Raw genomic sequence first — 16,093 nt, 5'->3', positions numbered from 1 at the left:
ATATACGGGGGGCGCGCCCGCTCAGCGTTCGAGGACGAGGGCGAGCCCTTGGCCGACCCCGATGCAGAGGGTGGCGACGCCGGTGCCGGAGCCGTTGCGGGCGAGCTGGTGCGCCACGGTGCCGGCGAGGCGGGCGCCGGAGGCCCCCAGCGGGTGGCCGAGGGCGATGGCACCGCCGTACGGGTTGAGGATCGCCGGGTCGAACTCGGGCCATTCGGCGACACAGCCGAGTACTTGAGCGGCGAACGCCTCGTTGAGCTCCAGCGTCGTCAGGTCGCCGAAGGACCTGCCCGCTCTGGCGAGGGCGCGGTTGACGGCTTCGACGGGACCGAGGCCGAACCAGTGCGGCTCGACCGCGGCGACACCGGTGGCCGCGACGCGGGCCAGCGGTTCGCGCCCGGTGGCCCGCAGGCCCTCTTCGTCGACGAGGAGCAGCGCGGCGGCGCCGTCGTTGAGCGGGGACGCGTTGCCCGCCGTGACGGTGCCCCCTTCCTCCGCCGCACGGAAGGACGGCTTCAGCTTGGCCATCGCCTCCCGGGAGGCGTTCTCCCGCACGCTTTCGTCGCGGTCGAGGAGAACCGGGTCGCCTTTGCGCCGCGGTACCGGTACCACCTCGGCGTCGAACAGCCCGCCGTGCCACGCGGCGGACGCCTTGCGGTGGGACGCGAGCGCCAGGGCGTCCTGCTGCTCGCGGGTGATGCCGTGCTTGTCGGCGATCAGCTCGGCCGACTCGCCGAGCGGCACGGTCCACTGCGGCTCCATCCGCGGGTTGACCATGCGCCAGCCGAGGGTGGTCGAGTACAGCTCGGTGTGGCCCGCGGGGAAAGGACGGTCGCTCTTGGGCAGGACGTAGGGCGCGCGGGTCATCGACTCGACTCCCCCGGCCAGGGCGATGGAGACGTCGCCGAGTGCGACGGCCCGCGCGGCCTGGACGACCGCTTCGAGGCCGGAGGCGCACAGCCGGTTGACGGTGACCCCCGGCACGGAGGTCGGCAGGCCCGCGAGCAGGCCCGCCATCCGGCCGACGTTGCGGTTCTCCTCGCCCGCTCCGTTGGCGTTGCCGAAGTAGACGTCGCCGATGCGGGAGGGGTCGAGCTGCGGTGTGCGGGCGAGGAGTTCGCGGATGGTGTGGGCGGCCAGGTCGTCGGGGCGTACGCCCGCGAGGCCGCCGCCGTACTTCCCGATCGGGGTCCGGACGGCGTCCACGACGTACACGTCGCGCAGGCTCATGATGCTGTCTCCTCCGCGGCGAGGGCGACACGGAGGTCCGCGGCCGTCTTGCGCACGATGTCCTCGGCGGACACTCCGGGGGCGGTCTCGACCAGCGCGAGGCCGTCGCCGGTGACGTCGAGGACGCCGAGGTCGGTGACGATCCGGTCGACGCAGGCCTTGCCGGTCAGGGGCAGCGAGCACTCCTGAACGATCTTCGCGGAGCCGTCCTTGGCCGTGTGGTTCATGACCACGACGACCGTCCGGGCACCGTGCACCAGATCCATCGCCCCGCCGATCCCGGTGATCATCTTTCCGGGGACGGCCCAGTTGGCGAGGTCGCCCCGCGCGGACACCTGCATGGCGCCGAGTACGGCCACGTCGATGTGCCCGCCGCGGATCATCCCGAAGGACAGGGAGGAGTCGAAGTAGGAGGCGCCGGGCACCACCGTGACCGTCTCCTTCCCGGCGTTGATCAGGTCCGGGTCGACCTCGTCCTCGGCGGGGTAGGGCCCCACGCCGAGGATGCCGTTCTCCGACTCGAGGACGACTTCGACGTCGTCCGGAAGGTGATTGGGGATCAGCGTCGGCAACCCGATACCGAGGTTCACGTACTGACCGTCCGCCAGCTCGCGCGCCGCGCGCGCCGCCATCTGCTCGCGTGTCCAGGCCATCAGGCGCTCTCCGTTCCGGTGCTCCTTGTTCCGGTGCTGCTTGATCCGGTGCTCCCCGTCCCGGTGTGCCTAGTCCCGGCGCTCCCCGTCCCCGCGCTCTCCGTCCCGGCCCCGCGCGTCGGCGACGCGGAGACCGTGCGCCGCTCGATGCCCTTGTCCACCGCCTGCTCGGGTGTGAGCGCGACCACGCGCTGGACGAAGACACCGGGCAGATGCACCTGGTCGGGGTCGATCCCGCCCGGCTCCACCAACTCCTCCACCTCGGCCACCGTCACTCTCCCCGCCATCGCGGCCAGCGGGTTGAAGTTCCGGCTCGACTTGTTGAAGACCAGGTTCCCGTGCCGGTCCCCCCTGGCCGCGCGCACCAGCGCGAAGTCCGTACGGATGCCGTGCTCGAGGACGTACTCGGTGCCGTCGAAGGTGCGTACTTCCTTGGGTGGTGACGCCACCGCGACGCCCCCCTGGCCGTCGTACCGCCAGGGAAGTCCGCCGTCGGCGACCTGGGTGCCGACCCCCGCCGGGGTGTAGAAGGCCGGGATGCCGAGCCCCCCGGCCCGCAACCTCTCGGCCAGCGTGCCCTGCGGAATCATCTCCACCTCCAGTTCGCCCCCCAGGTACTGGCGGGCGAACTCCTTGTTCGCACCGATGTAGGACCCGGTCACCCGGGAGATGCGGCCCGCGGACAGCAGGACCGCGAGGCCGGATTCCAGCGCGCCGCAGTTGTTGGACACCACGCCGAGATCCTTGACCCCCAGGTCGTACAGGGCGCCGATCAGTACGTTGGGCACACCGCTCAGGCCGAAGCCGCCCACCGCGAGTGTCGCCCCGTCCCGGGCATCGGCCACCGCCTCAGCGGCGGTGGCGACCACTTTGTCCATACCGGAAGCCTCCACTCCCCCAAGGGCTCGAATCCTCGGAGTTAATCAGTGCACTGACTACTTTCTCGGAATGCGTCATGCTGGCACCCGGTGTACCGACCGTCAATAGATCCCATGAACCAGCAGGTCACCGCCTTGTGCAGAGGCAAGGCATCTCGGCGACCAGGCGGTACCCTCAGTGCACTTACAGAAGCGACGGGGAGGAACGCCATGGCCGCGGTCGACCTGACCACCCACCCCGGGCACTTGGCCCGGCGTCTTCAGCAGGCGCACCACCTGCTGTGGACGACGATGGTCTCCGAGGAGATCACTTCCCCCCAGTTCGGCGTGCTCAACGCGCTCACGGCCGAGCCGGGCCTCGATCAGAGGACGGTCGGCGAGCGCGTGGGGCTCGACCGCTCGACCATCGCCGAGGTCGTCAGCCGGCTCAGCCGCCGGGGCCTGCTCGACAAGGTCCGGGATCCCGACGACGGCCGCCGGTTCCTGCTGCGGCTCACCGACGAGGGCGCCCGGACACATCGCAGGCTCACGGTGCGCACGGCCCGGATGAACCAGGTCTTCCTCGCGCCGCTGTCCGCCGAGGAACAAGCACTCTTCCTGACCTTGATCCGCCGCGTCTCGGACGCCGCGGAGGAGCTGCGGACTCCGGAGGAGCTGCGGACTCCGGAGGAGCTGGGAACTCCCGAGGGGCCTCGGACTCCGGAGGAGACCGCGCCGGCGGGGCGGTGAGGAGACCGCGCCGGCGGGGCTGAAGCGCCTACTCCACCACGAGCGGCACGTACGCGAAGGCCGTCGACAGGTCGGCTTCGATGCGGGAAGCGGTGTCCCGCAGGGCCGGGAGCACGCGCTCGACCATCTCCTGAGGTGTGCTCCGACCCGCGTGCACGGCGACGTTCAAGGCGGCGACGACATGCCCGCCCCGGTCGTGCAGGGGTACGGCCAGGGAACGCAGCCCCTCTTGCAGTTCCTGGTCGACCAGGGCGTAGCCGTCCCTGGCCGCCGCGGCGACCGCGGCGGTGAGACGGCGCGGTGCGGTGAGGGTGTGGGGAGTGCGGGGCCGCCGATCGGTCCGGGCGATGCGGGCGGCGAGTTCGCCCGGGGGCAGCGCCGCGAGCAGGACACGCCCCATGGAGGTCGGACCGGCGGGCAGGCGGGTGCCCGAGGTGATGTCGATGCGCAGGACGCGGGAGGTCGCAGCGCGGGCCAGATAGCGGATGTCGTCCTCGTCGAGAACGGCGACCGAGGCGGACTCGCCCAGGAGCGCGGCCAGTTCCGCCAGGTGCGGGCGGCTGATGTCCGTGAGGGTGAGGCAGGACAGCCGGGCGTGGCCGAGGTCCAGGACACGGGGCAGCAGATGGTACGTCGGCCCTTGGCTGTCCGCGTACCCGAGGTGCCGCAGGGTGAGCAGAGCGCGCCGCGCGGTGGCCCGGGACAGTCCCGTCGCCGCGGCGGCCGCGCTGATGGTCAGCCCGCCACCGGCGCTGCCGAAGGCGGACAGCACGGCGAGGCCACGCGCGAGGGACTCGAGGAACTCCATCCCCAGTTCGTCCTTGGATTCGCGCAGGTCCTGGGCGGTGGACGCGGGGCGGGCGGCGGGCTGCGGCGCCAGGCCCTGGGCGGCGGGCGCGGGGCGGGCGGTGGGTCCTGTCGCGCGGCGGAGCGCGGCCTCCATCCGGTCGACGGCTGCCTGAAGCCGGGGCATGACATGCCCGGGGAAGTCGGCGGCCGTGTGCCGACTGGTGTGGGTGAGCACGCTGACCGCGGCCAGGATCCGGCCGGCGGGGTCCCGGACAGGAGCGGCGACGGCCAGCAGGCCGGGCTCGACCCACTCCTCGTCCAGCGCCCAGCCGGCACGGCGGGCGACGGCCGCGCGGGAGCGCAGGCAGCGCTCCGACTCGTCCTCCGCGGGGGCCTCGTCGCGGGGAGGCACCGCGGGGAATCCCGCGTCCAGGGGGTCCGCGCGCCGCCGGGCACGCCAGGCGTGGAACTGCGCTTCCTCCCACCCGCCGGCCAGGACCACACCGGCGGCGCTGCGCTCGGCCGGCAGCAGGTCCCCGATGTGGAAGGCCAGGTACATGGCGCGGCGCCGGACGGCCTGAGTGATCAGCCGGGCGCCGTCGCGGTCCGGGACGGCCAGGGACACGGATTCGTCGAGTTCGTCGGCCAGCTCCACGACGTACGGCTCCAGGGCGTCGACGAGGCCGCAGGAGGCGAGGTACGCGTTGCCGAGCTCCATCACGCGCGGGGTCAGGAGCACGTCCCGCCCGTCGGCACGGACGTAGCCGAGGCGCAGCAGGGTGGCGATGATGCGGTCGACGGGGGAACGGAGCAGGCCGGTGGCGGCGGTGAGGTCGCTGCGCCGCATCCGCGGAGAGGGGTTCGCGGCCATGGCGTGGAGTACGGCAAGGCCGCGCTCCAGGGGGCCGACGGCCTCTCCCGACATACCAGGGCCCCTTCGCTCGGTGTCTTGATCAGTGGGTACGCGAAAGATACCCGGCCGCCCATTGACGGTCGCGACCGCGGTGACCCACACTCGGCCCAACCTCACAACGAAAGAAGTTTCGCCAGGCGAACAGGTGTGGCGAGGGCCCCAGCGCGGACGGCCCCCTCCACTCGCGGCATCCGACAGAACCCTTCAGGAGCTTTTCCATGACCTCCATCACCCGTGGACTGATCATCGGCGGCCGGGAGATCCCCGCGTCCTCCGGCCGCACCACCCCCGACATCGGTCCCTGGACCGGGACCCCGTACGCGCAGGTCGCCGCGGGCACCCCCGAGGACGTCACCCGTGCGATCGACGCCGCCGACGCCGCCGCCGACGACTGGGCGGCGCTGGCCCCCACCCGGCGGCGCGCGATTTTCCTGCGCGCCGCCGATCTGCTGGAGTCCCGTACGCCCGAGGCCGTCGCGCTGATGGCCGACGAGGTCGGCGGCGCCGCCCCCTGGGCCGGTTTCAACGCCGCGCTCGCCGCCGGGATCCTGCGCGAGGCCGCCGCCGCGATCACCCAGCCCACCGGGCAGATCCTCGCCACCGACACGCCCGGCGCGTACTCGATGCACGTCCGCGTGCCGGTCGGTGTCGTCGCGGCGATCGCGCCCTGGAACGCCCCGTTGATCCTCGGCATCCGCGCCATAGCCATGCCGCTGGCCATGGGCAACACCGTGGTGCTCAAGCCCAGCGAGGACGCCCCGCTGGCCTGCGGCCTCTTCCTCGCCGACATCCTGCACGAAGCGGGGCTGCCCGCGGGCGTCCTCAACGTCGTCACCAACGACCTCGCCGACGCTCCCCAGATCGTCGCCACCCTGATCGCCGACCCGCGCGTCCGGCTGGTCAACTTCACCGGCTCCACCGCCGTCGGCCGCCGCGTCGGTGTGCTGGCGGCCGAGCACCTCAAGCCCGCCGTGCTCGAACTCGGCGGCAAGAACGCTCTGCTGGTGCTCGCCGACGCCGATGTGGACTACGCGGTGGACGCCGCCGCCTTCGGCTCCTTCATGAACTCCGGTCAGATCTGCATGTCCGCCGACCGCGTCGTCGTCCATCGCGACCGCGCCGAGGAGTTCACCCGCAAGCTCGCCGCGAAGATCAAGTCACTGCGCTACGGCGACCCGTCCGACCCGGCCACCGTCGTCGGCCCGGTCGTCAGCGCCCGTGCCGCCCGGCGCGTCGCCGCACTCGTCCAGGACGCCACCGACAAGGGGGCACAACTCCTGGCCGGCACCGGCCGGGTGGAGGGCGACGCCGAGGCGCTCCTGGCGCCCGTGGTCCTGACCGGTGTCACCGAGGACATGGACATCTACTACGGGGAGATCTTCGGCCCGGCGACCGTCGTGCACGTCGTCGACTCGGTCGACGAGGCCGTCGACCTGGCCAACGACACCCCCTACGGCCTGACCGCCGGTGTGATCACCGAGGACTTCGCCGCCGGTGTCGCGGTGGCCCGCCGGCTGCGCACCGGCATCGTCCACGTCAACAACCAGACCGTCGCCGACGAGCCGCAGGCCCCCTTCGGCGGCGTCAAGGACTCCGGCTACGGCCGTTTCGGCGGCCAAGCGGGCATCGACGCCTTCACCACCGCCCGCTGGATCACCGTCCAGGCACACGGCCACGCCCACTTCCCCTTCTGACCCGACCGCTCCGCTCCCCACCGCCTTCCCGGTCCCCGCGCAGCCCCGGCTCACCCCCAGAGAGCCGGGGCATCCTCATGTCCGCCCCGCGGGTGCGCCCCCTTGAGTCACCGCGCCGCTTTCCCTCATTGCCTTCCCAGGCGCGAAGTGTTCACTTCCGCCACCCGGCATCCATGGGCTTTTTCAAGCCAAGAGATACGGCCACCCCGGCTGTCTTGATCGTGTGCTCAGGCAACTCGCGGCGCAAACGCCACCACGGCACCGGCGGTTTCCCGTCGTCTCTGCTGCACCGCGTTAGTTCGAGCACCCAGTGGATCAGAGGTACTTCTGCCCTTCTTCACAACTGCTAGACAGGCGGTGCATCATTTCCGCACAAGTGCGAAGACTCGTCACGGCTGTCCTGACCCTGAGCCTCCTGGTCGCAGCCGGCGTCGCCCCGGCCTGGGCGGCCTCCCCCCGGGACCGTCCGCCCACCACGGCGGCGGCCGTCACCCCCGCGAAGGCCAGGACCGCCGCGGATCTGCCGAAGCCGCCCAGGGCCATGACGCTGGCCCAGCGGCGCGCCCAGGTCGCGAAGGAACAGCACGAACTGTCGCCGATGCGCGCCTATATGAACGCGCCCGGCAGGAAGCCCGCAGGCGCACCGCACAGCAAAGCGGACCCGGACCGGGTGCGGCGCGGCCCCGCCGCCGTCCCGCCGCGCCGCGCGGCCGGTTCCCTCGCGGCGCCCGAGAACCCGACGTGGGTCTCGGCCTGGGCCAGCGCGTACCCGGGCACGCTGTCGATCGGCGGCCAGGTGAAGCTGCCCAAGCGGGGTTCGACGTACAGCGGGATGTGGCTGTACGTGATGGACGAGGGCGGCGCCCCGGTCCACCAGTTGGAGATCAAGAAGGCCACGGACGACCCCAGGGGCGACACCCCGGACACCGGCGCCTGGTGCTACGACTGGTGGTCGAGCAACTCCTACCCCACCGACCAGTGCTTCTGGTGGGCGGGCAACGAGCTGGGCGGCGGCCTGAAGGACGGGAAGAAGTACTACGCCTGGGTCTTCATGAACAGCTCCGACGGCTCGTCGAGCCCCGGCGGGACCACGTCCCCGCTCGTGGAGGCGTTCTACACCCCGGACATCCCCGGCGCGCAGGCGGGCATCTGCAACTGCTACGCGCAGGCGCACCGCGCCGACCCGGTGAACACGGCGACCGGCATGTTCTACCAGCAGCTCACCGACGCATCCCTGGTCGGCCCCGGTGTGCCCCTGGCACTGGAGCGCACCTACCGCTCCGACTCCACCGCCACCGGGCTCCTTGGGCGCGGCTGGGCGACACCCTTCGACGCGAAACTCACCCTCGCGACGGGCAAGGCGACGTACCGGACGGAAGACGGCGCGTCGTTCGTGTTCACCCAGAGCGGCGACGGCACCTACACCGCCCCGGCCGGTTCGACAGCCAAGCTGGTCAAGAGCGGCAGCACCTACACGGTCACCACGCCGGACCACACCAGGCGCACCTTCAACAGCGGTGGCCAACTCACCTCCGTGGCCGACCGCGCGGACAAGGGCCTCAGCCTGACGTACGCGTCCGGCAGGCTCGCCTCCGTCGAGGACGCCGCCGGCCGCACCACCACCTTCACCACCGGAACCGACGGACTGCTGTCCAAGGTGGAGCTGCCCGACGGAGGTTCGGTCGCGTACGAGTACACCGGCGGGCTGCTGACCTCGGTGACCGACCCGGCGGGCCGGGAGTCGGCCTACGCGTACGACGCGAACAAGCGCCTGACGTCCCTCACCGACCCGGCGGGCGGCAAGGTCACCAACGCCTACGACGGCGCGGGCCGCGTGAAGTCCCAGACCGACCAGAACGGCAAGACCACCGCGTTCACCTGGGACGGCAAGAAGAAGCAGGCGCACACCACGGCACCCGACGGCGGCGTGTGGACCGACGTGTACTCCGGCAACGTCCTGATGGAGACCCTCGACCCGTACGGCAAGAGCATCACGTACGAGTACGACCGCCGGCTGCGGCCCGTCACCATCACCGACCAGCGCGGCAACGCCACGACCATGACGTACGACAGCGCCGGCCGGATGCTCACCCGCGGTGCGCCCACCGAGCTCGGCTACAAGGAGAGCTGGACCTACGACGGCGCGGGCAACATCACCAGCAACACCGACGGCCGCGGCAACAAGACGACCTACGCGTACAACACGTCGAACCAACTCACCACGATCACCGATCCAGCGGGCGGCAGGACCACCTACACGCACACCCCGCTGGGTTCCCTCGCGACGGTGACGACGCCACGCGGCAAGACCACGACGTACGGCTACGACTCCGCGGGCAACCGGACGTCGGTCACCACACCACTGGGTGAGAAGTCCACGTTCACGTACGACAAGGCCGGGCGGATCCTGTCCAGGACGGACCCGCGGGGCAACGTCGAAGGGGCCGACCCGGCCGCGTACACCACCACGTTCGCCTACGACGGGCGCGGCCTGCTCACTTCGGCCACCGATCCGCTGGGCCGCACCACGACCTACACGTACGACGGCGCCGAACAGCTGGCGTCCGCGCGCAATCCGGCGGGCGACACCACCACGTTCGCCTACGACGACGCCGGGCATCCGACCCGCACCACCGATCCGTCCGGCAAGTCCGTCACGCGTACCTACGACGCGGCCGGACGCCTGGCCTCCGAGACCGATGCCGTCGGCGGCAAGAGGACCTACACGTACGACAAGGTGGGCCGCCTGCTCACCAGCGTCTCGGCGCGCGGCAACGCCGCGGGGGCCAACTCGGCCGCTCACACGACCAGTTACGCCTACGACGCGGCGGGCAACCGCACCAAGGTCACCGACCCGACCGGCGCGGCCACCACCACGACCTACGACGCCGTCAACCGTCCGCTCGTGGTCACCGACCCGCTGGGCCGCACCACCGGCTACACCTACGACGCCAACGACAACGTCACCAAGGTCACCGACGCCGCCGGAAAGACCACCACGTCCAAGTACGACAAGAACGACCGGCGCACCAGCGGCACCGACCAGCTCGGCAGGACCACCACCTACGCCTACGACGCGGGCGGCAATCTGCTCAGCCGCTCCTCCCCGCTCGGTCACAGGTCGAGCTGGACCTACGACGGCGACGGCCGCCAGGCCACCTCGGTCGACCCGCGCGGCAACGCCACCGGCGCCGACCCCGACCAGTACACGACCACCTACGGCTACGACCCGGCGGGCAACCCCACCAAGGTCACCGACCCGCTCGGCGGCGTCACCACCACCGCCTACGACGCCCTGAACAAGGTCGTCGAGCGCAAGGACGCCGACGGGCGCACCACCACCTACGGCTACGACAAGCTGGACCAGCCGACCGAGGTCACCGCCCCCGGCGGCGCCGTCACCGCCTACGCCCACGACAAGGCCGGGAACATCGTCCGGCGCACCGACGCAGAGGGCCGCGTCACCACGTACGGTTATGACGCGGCACGCCAACTGACGTCGGTCACCGATCCGTTGAAGCGCGAGACGTCGTACGCGTACGACGCCGACGGCAACCTCGCCGAGAAGACCACGCCCCGCGGCTCGACCACCCACACCCACGACCCGCGCGGTCTGCTCACCAAGGTCGACTACTCCGACTCCACTCCCGATGTGACCTTCGGCTACGACGACGCGGGCCGCATGGTCTCGCGCGTGAACGCGAGGATGTCCGAGGACTTCGGCTACGACGCGGTCGGCAACCTCACCAAGACGCGCGGCTTCGGCTACACCTACGACGCGGCCGGGCAGATGCTCACCCGCAAGTACTCCGACGGCAACACCCTCACGTACACCTACGACGACGACGGCCGCACCGCGACGACGGCGGCCGACGGCAGGACCACCTCGTACACCTGGGACCCGGCGGGCCGCCTCACCAAGTCCGCGCTGCCCAACACCGAGACCGAGGAGCGCGCCTACGACCGGGCGGGCCGGCTCACTGCCGTCACCGCTGCCAAGGGGGACACGACGGTCACCAGGACCGCGCTCGACCTCTCCCCGGCGGGGCTGCCCACGCGTGTCGACGTCACCCGCGCCGGGGTCGGCACCGGCGGCTGGGACCTCGGCTACGACGCGGCCGGGCGCCTCACCTCCGGCTGCTTCCCCCAGCCCTGGACCGCCGGCTGTGCCGCCGGGCGCGCCACGACCTACTCGTACGACAAGGTCGGCAACCGCCTGACCTCCACCCTGGGCACGGTCGCGACCAGCTACACCTACGACGCGGCCGACCAGCTCACCGCCGCCACCACCGGCACCACGACCACTGCCTACGACTACGACACCGAGGGCAACCAGACCAAGAAGGGCGCCGACACCTACACCTACGACCTGGCCGGTCAGATCTCCGCCGCCACCGTCGCGGGCGCCTCCTACGCCTACGACCACGACGCGAGCGGCAACCAGGTCACCACCCGCAAGGGCGGCGATGTCACCTCCCGCACCCAGTGGGATCCCAACGGTGCCCTGCCGATCCTGGCCACCGAGTACGACAGCGACTGGAAGATCAAGCAGTCCTACCGCTACGACCCGCTCGGCCAGCCCACGGCCACCAAGAACGGCGCCGGGGCGCTCTTCTACTACCACCACGACACCCAGGGCTCCCCGGTAGACGTCACCTCGAGCACCGGCACGCTCCACCAGCGCTGGGCCTACGACCCCTACGGCACCCGCGTGCTGGGCACGGTCACCGGCGGCGCCCCCGCGGGCACCCCGTCGTACACGGGCGCCCGGTACGAGGCCGGCACCGGCAACCTCGACCTGCACGCCCGCCAGTACGACACGACCACCGGCCGCTTCACCCGCCCCGACCCGGCTCCCCGGGGCCAGTCGACCCCGTACGTCTCGCCGTACGCCTACGCGGACAACACCCCCACCCTGTACACCGACCCCAGCGGGCTGACACCGGTGCCGGGGGACGACGGCAACGGCAGGGTCGACAACGCCGAGGAAGGTCTGCGGATCTTCGGGAACGGCTTCCTCCAGGGTCTGAAGTTGCCCTTCGAGTTCCTCGGGGACGCGAAGGACGCGTTCACCGGGGAGAACGGCGGTGCCGGCGCCTTCGCCGACAAGTACCTGCCCATCCGCCCGGCCTACCGGCTCTACCGCGCCGAGTACATGCTCCGCCAGCAGGGCTGCGACGCCCTCGCCGACCTGTACGCCGACACCGCCGACGAACTGACTCAGCAGATCGCCCTCGTGGGCATCGGCGGCCTCACCGGGTGGCGTCGAACCGCCGTCACCCCCGAAGTGCGCGGGCACAAGAACCCGACCCACGGCAAGGGCGTGGGCCCCGCCGCTGAGCGCATCCCGGGCGGCCGTCCTGACGGCCAGGCCGTCGTCGCCGGTCACGGCTGGTACGTGAGGGGCACCGGTGATACCCGGATGCCCAGCGGGACGTGGGGATACTTCTATGTGGAGGACGGAGTCGGCCTCCGCCAATCGGTCGGCCTCGCGATCGAGAGGGGACAGAAGATCAAGCCGACAGAGATCGTCGGACCCGGCAAGTCGTTCCCGAACTACACCGTGTCGCCCGGGGACAACCTCAAGATGATGAGCGGATCGATCACCGTCAGCAAGAACACTCTGCTGAGTGAGATCCTCAAACCCAACATGGGCCCGGTCCACCTGGCGATCTGCCGGAAGCACTGCGACCCACGGCGCTGAGGAGAAACGGATGACCTACTACCCCGACTTGTCCCCCTACTCCTATGACGATTCGCCCCGCGCGATGCTCAACGTGGGGTGGCTCTCGTCGGCGCACGAGTACACCAGGGGGGTGGTGGACGAGCGCGTGATGGATGCCCTGAAGATCCTTTGCGTCGCCCATGAGAACCAGATGCGTGGCCTCCACCACTGTGAGTTCTGCGATATCGATCGGTCGTTCGTCCTCGGCGGACCGGCCGGCGACACAAAGGTCCTGCTCGGTTCGGCTGAGATCCGGGTGGAGGGAGCGGACGGCACCTGCTATGCCGCACCGGACCTGGTGATCCACTACATGGCAGAGCACCTCTACTGCCCTCCTGAGGACTTCTGCCGAGCAGCGGTGCGCGCGGCGGGGCTGGAGACGAACGGTGAGCTGACCGTGGTCGAGTAGTCGGGCCCACGAGACGACGTGAACACCGTCCACAGCCTGCGGCGTTCACGCAGGACACGAGTGGGGGGCGCCCGAGGCCGGGCCCCGGGCGCCCTCCCGCAGTGACGTGATGACACCCACCGCCGTCACCGGCCCCTCAGACAGCTCGTTCCGGAAGGACGTCCCATGCGCAAGGTCACCCCGCTCGGCCTGTTCGGCGACAGTTCCAGTCAGTCCTGCTTCACCGGACGCGCGGACGAGATCCGGGAACTCTCCGGCCAACTGCCCGTGCACCGACGCGGACGCGTGGCGGAGTACCTGCGGACGGCACCTGTGATCATCGCGCTCATGGGATTCACCGAGGACGTCGTGGGCACCGAGTTCTCCGTCATGGGCGGGACGGCCCTGCACAGCGACGGAACCTTCTACTGGCGCCGCGACACGGCCGAGTACGTGGAGACCTACGGCACGGGCCTTCCCCCCGCGTTCATGGAACACGGTGACCGACTGGGATGGCGCGTGCCGTCCCTCACCGACGAAGAGGTACTGGAGATCGACGACTACTTCATGTTCCTCCGCGCGCAGACCGGAGGGACCAGCCGCTGATCGGTCGCTGATCGGTCGCTGACGAGCGGCGGCTCGTCGCACCCGGGCGGACTGGACAGGCTGTACCTATTAGTATGTACACTCACCTCATGAGTACATCGGAGCGTCTGATCGAGTCCACGCGCGAACTGCTGTGGGAGCGTGGCTACGTCGGCACCAGCCCGAAGGCGATCCAGCAGCACGCGGGTGCCGGCCAGGGCAGCATGTACCACCACTTCACCGGGAAGCCCGACCTCGCCCTCACCGCGATCCGGCGTACGGCGCAGGAGATGCAGGCCACCGCGGAGGCCGCCCTCGCCGGTGACGGTCCGGCGTACGACCGGGTCGCCGCGTACCTGCTGCGCGAGCGCGACGTCCTGCGCGGCTGCCCGGTCGGGCGGCTGACGATGGACCCGGACGTGATCGCCGACGAGGAACTGCGGGCGCCGGTCACCGAGACCCTGGAGTGGCTGCGCGAGCGGCTCGCCGGGATCGTCCAGGAGGGCCTGGACCGGGGCGAGTTCAGCGGCACGCTCGACGCGGGCGAGGTCGCCTCGGCGATCGTCGCGACCGTGCAGGGCGGCTATGTGCTGGCGCGGGCCACGGGGTCGCCCGCGGCGTTCGACGCGGGCGTGAGGGGGCTGCTGGCGTTGCTCGCTCCGCGCGCCTGAGCGTGACCGGGCCCGGCGGGTTTCCGATGCCCGCCGAAACCGGTGCCGCCAGCCGGTCACCCCGGTCACCCCGGTCGCCCCGGCGGCCCCTGAGTCCCCTGACCGGCCCCCACCGCGCCTCGACCGGCGCGTTCACCGCACCTCGAGTCCCTGTTCCCGCACCAGTCAGCCTTGGAGCACGATGCACGCCAAGCAGTACGAGATCACCCTGCCCGCCGACTACGACATGGACGTCGTGCGCCGCCGGGTGGCGGCCAAGGGCCACCTCCTCGACGCCTGGCCGGGGCTCGGGTTCAAGGCGTACCTGATGCGTGAGCGCGGTGTCGACGGCTCGCCGGTCAACCAGTACGCGCCGTTCTACCTCTGGAACACCGCGGAGGGCCTCGGCTCGTTCCTCTGGGGGCCCGGGTTCCAGGGGCTCTGCGACGACTTCGGACGGCCGGTCGTGCAGCACTGGATGGTGCTCGGATACGAGGACGGGGGTGCCGCCGGTGCTCCGCCGGTCGCCGCCCTGCGGCACCGCCGGGTCGTTCCCGAAAGCATGCGGACCCCCGACCTCGCGGAGGAACTCCTCACGGAGGCGCGGGACGTGGCGGAGCGGGACGGTCTCGTCGGTGTCGTGGTCGCCGTCGATCCGCGGCACTGGGAGGCGGTGGTGTTCTCGCTGTGGGCCGCCGAAGGCGCGGGCCGCGCGGCGGCGGAGGCGGACGGCGAGTTGTTCCAGGTGCTGCACTGTTCGACTCCCGGACTGGGCGCTCTCCCCCGGGGGCGGGCATGGTGACCGCGGGCCCCCCGGAGGCGACGGCGACCGCGGACGGTGGCGATGGCGCAGGCGCAGGCGCAGGCGCGGCCACCGTGCGGACCGTCCTCGGCGATGTCGCGCCTGGCGAGCTGGGGGTCTGTGACGCCCACGACCACCTCTTCCTGAAGAGCCCTGTGCTCCCGGGCCAGGAACTGGACTCCACGGCCGCCGCCGGGGCCGAACTCGCCGCCTTCCGGGCGGCCGGCGGCCAGAGCGTCGTCCAGTGGACACCCCACGGCATGGGCCGTCGTGCCGCCGAGCTGCCCGGCCTGGCACGCGCGGCGGGGGTCCATGTCGTGGCCGCCACCGGACTGCATCAATCCGTGCACTACACGCCCGAGTTGCTCGCGGAGCTGGGGAGCCCGGACCGGCTGGCCGCGGTGTTCGTGCGTGAGCTGACCCAGGGCATCGGCGACAGCGGGGTGCGGGCCGGGCTGATCAAGGTGGCGGGCGGCTTCCACGGTCTGGACGCACACGCCCGCCTGACGATGACGGCAGCCGCGTCGGCGCACCGCGCGACGGGCGCGCCGATCGCCGTGCACCTGGAACTCGGCACGGCCGCGCTCGACGTACTCGACCTGCTGTGCGGCGAGTCGGAGGTGCCGCCGGACAAGGTGATCCTCGGGCACCTCAACCGCGACCCCGATCCGGTGGTGCACGCGCAGGCCGCGGCGGCGGGCTGCTGGCTGGCCTTCGACGGGCCCTCCCGGGCCAACCACGCCACGGACTGGCGGATGCCGGACGCGGTACGCGCCCTGGCCGAGGCCGGTCACGGCGACCGGTTGCTTCTGGGGGGCGACACGACGACGTCCTCGGCGCGCTCCGTGCACGGCGGCCCGGGGATGCCGCATCTGCTGCGCCGGGTAGGGCCGCGGCTCGCCCACGCCGTGGGGGCGGACCTCGTGGAGCGGATGCTGACGGTCAATCCGGGGCGGGCGTTCGCGGTCGAGTGGCCGGGGTGAGGGGCGCGGCGGCTCCGCCGCCGACCGCGGCCAGGGTGAGGGACGCGGCGGCTCCGCCGCCAACCGCGACCGGG

Annotated in this window: 12 protein-coding genes; 8 read left to right on the top strand and 4 right to left on the bottom strand. The window is 71.6% G+C overall.

Annotation, left to right across the window (positions count from 1 at the left end; all coding sequences use genetic code 11):
- Positions 1 to 21 precede the first annotated feature (21 nt).
- Genes GPA10_RS23825 through GPA10_RS23815 form a run of 3 tightly spaced genes read right to left on the bottom strand, consistent with a single transcriptional unit; the run spans position 22 to position 2,761 of the window.
- Positions 22 to 1,224, bottom strand: coding sequence for a thiolase family protein (locus GPA10_RS23825; RefSeq protein ID WP_157167385.1), 1,203 nt, complete (start codon positions 1,222 to 1,224; stop codon positions 22 to 24).
- Positions 1,225 to 1,226: 2 nt separating this feature from the next.
- Positions 1,227 to 1,883 (bottom strand): CoA transferase subunit B, encoded by a 657-nt coding sequence (locus tag GPA10_RS23820; protein ID WP_157167263.1) that lies wholly within the window; start codon positions 1,881 to 1,883, stop codon positions 1,227 to 1,229.
- The gene (locus GPA10_RS23815) at positions 1,883 to 2,761 is read right to left on the bottom strand and encodes a CoA transferase subunit A (protein ID WP_157167262.1); all 879 of its coding nucleotides are present in this window, start codon (positions 2,759 to 2,761) and stop codon (positions 1,883 to 1,885) included. Before GPA10_RS23815 ends, GPA10_RS23820 begins: the two co-directional genes overlap by 1 nt.
- 210 nt (positions 2,762 to 2,971) lie before the next feature.
- Here GPA10_RS23815 and GPA10_RS23810 point away from each other — a divergent pair, with 210 nt between their 5' ends.
- Positions 2,972 to 3,490 carry a MarR family winged helix-turn-helix transcriptional regulator gene (locus GPA10_RS23810; RefSeq protein WP_157167261.1) on the top strand — a complete coding sequence of 173 codons (519 nt, stop codon included), beginning with the start codon at positions 2,972 to 2,974 and terminating at the stop codon, positions 3,488 to 3,490.
- 28 nt (positions 3,491 to 3,518) lie between these two features.
- On the opposite strand, the gene GPA10_RS23805 is transcribed toward GPA10_RS23810, so the two are convergent.
- Positions 3,519 to 5,204 (bottom strand): IclR family transcriptional regulator domain-containing protein, encoded by a 1,686-nt coding sequence (locus GPA10_RS23805; RefSeq protein ID WP_157167260.1) that lies wholly within the window; start codon positions 5,202 to 5,204, stop codon positions 3,519 to 3,521.
- A 206-nt stretch (positions 5,205 to 5,410) separates the two neighbouring features.
- Between GPA10_RS23805 and GPA10_RS23800 the strand changes: the two genes are divergently transcribed.
- The 7 genes from GPA10_RS23800 (at position 5,411) to GPA10_RS23770 (ending at position 16,019) form a co-directional block, all read left to right on the top strand.
- Positions 5,411 to 6,886 carry an aldehyde dehydrogenase family protein gene (locus GPA10_RS23800; RefSeq protein ID WP_058851136.1) on the top strand — a complete coding sequence of 492 codons (1,476 nt, stop codon included), beginning with the start codon at positions 5,411 to 5,413 and terminating at the stop codon, positions 6,884 to 6,886.
- A gap of 541 nt (positions 6,887 to 7,427) precedes the next feature.
- On the top strand, positions 7,428 to 12,590 hold the full coding sequence (locus GPA10_RS23795; protein WP_157167384.1) for a DUF6531 domain-containing protein: 5,163 nt from the start codon (positions 7,428 to 7,430) through the stop codon (positions 12,588 to 12,590).
- A gap of 10 nt (positions 12,591 to 12,600) precedes the next feature.
- Positions 12,601 to 13,020 (top strand): DUF7919 family protein, encoded by a 420-nt coding sequence (locus tag GPA10_RS23790; RefSeq protein WP_157167259.1) that lies wholly within the window; start codon positions 12,601 to 12,603, stop codon positions 13,018 to 13,020.
- Positions 13,021 to 13,185: 165 nt separating this feature from the next.
- The gene (locus GPA10_RS23785; RefSeq protein WP_157167258.1) at positions 13,186 to 13,605 is read left to right on the top strand and encodes a hypothetical protein; all 420 of its coding nucleotides are present in this window, start codon (positions 13,186 to 13,188) and stop codon (positions 13,603 to 13,605) included.
- Positions 13,606 to 13,679: 74 nt separating this feature from the next.
- Positions 13,680 to 14,255: a TetR/AcrR family transcriptional regulator gene (locus tag GPA10_RS23780; protein ID WP_157167257.1), complete on the top strand. Its 576-nt coding sequence runs from the start codon at positions 13,680 to 13,682 to the stop codon at positions 14,253 to 14,255.
- Positions 14,256 to 14,436: 181 nt separating this feature from the next.
- Complete coding sequence (locus GPA10_RS23775) at positions 14,437 to 15,036, top strand: DUF4865 family protein (protein ID WP_157167256.1); 600 nt, start codon at positions 14,437 to 14,439, stop codon at positions 15,034 to 15,036.
- The gene (locus tag GPA10_RS23770) at positions 15,030 to 16,019 is read left to right on the top strand and encodes a phosphotriesterase family protein (RefSeq protein WP_157167255.1); all 990 of its coding nucleotides are present in this window, start codon (positions 15,030 to 15,032) and stop codon (positions 16,017 to 16,019) included. The genes GPA10_RS23775 and GPA10_RS23770 overlap by 7 nt, the downstream gene beginning before the upstream one ends.
- Positions 16,020 to 16,093 lie beyond the last annotated feature (74 nt).

The sequence above is a fragment of the Streptomyces typhae genome (assembly GCF_009755605.1).
Classification (GTDB): Bacteria; Actinomycetota; Actinomycetes; order Streptomycetales; family Streptomycetaceae; genus Streptomyces; species Streptomyces typhae.
The sequence above is the reverse complement of the archived record's forward strand: the minus strand, read 5'-3'. Positions and strand labels throughout refer to the sequence as shown.

Coding starts and splice junctions, on each gene's coding strand:
- GPA10_RS23770 (WP_157167255.1), top strand. CDS start 15,030: ATGGTGACCGCGGGCCCCCCGGAGGCGACGGCGACCGCGGACGGTGGC.
- GPA10_RS23820 (WP_157167263.1), bottom strand. CDS start 1,883: ATGGCCTGGACACGCGAGCAGATGGCGGCGCGCGCGGCGCGCGAGCTG.
- GPA10_RS23795 (WP_157167384.1), top strand. CDS start 7,428: ATGACGCTGGCCCAGCGGCGCGCCCAGGTCGCGAAGGAACAGCACGAA.
- GPA10_RS23780 (WP_157167257.1), top strand. CDS start 13,680: ATGTACACTCACCTCATGAGTACATCGGAGCGTCTGATCGAGTCCACG.
- GPA10_RS23810 (WP_157167261.1), top strand. CDS start 2,972: ATGGCCGCGGTCGACCTGACCACCCACCCCGGGCACTTGGCCCGGCGT.
- GPA10_RS23785 (WP_157167258.1), top strand. CDS start 13,186: ATGCGCAAGGTCACCCCGCTCGGCCTGTTCGGCGACAGTTCCAGTCAG.
- GPA10_RS23815 (WP_157167262.1), bottom strand. CDS start 2,761: ATGGACAAAGTGGTCGCCACCGCCGCTGAGGCGGTGGCCGATGCCCGG.
- GPA10_RS23800 (WP_058851136.1), top strand. CDS start 5,411: ATGACCTCCATCACCCGTGGACTGATCATCGGCGGCCGGGAGATCCCC.
- GPA10_RS23790 (WP_157167259.1), top strand. CDS start 12,601: ATGACCTACTACCCCGACTTGTCCCCCTACTCCTATGACGATTCGCCC.
- GPA10_RS23775 (WP_157167256.1), top strand. CDS start 14,437: ATGCACGCCAAGCAGTACGAGATCACCCTGCCCGCCGACTACGACATG.
- GPA10_RS23805 (WP_157167260.1), bottom strand. CDS start 5,204: ATGTCGGGAGAGGCCGTCGGCCCCCTGGAGCGCGGCCTTGCCGTACTC.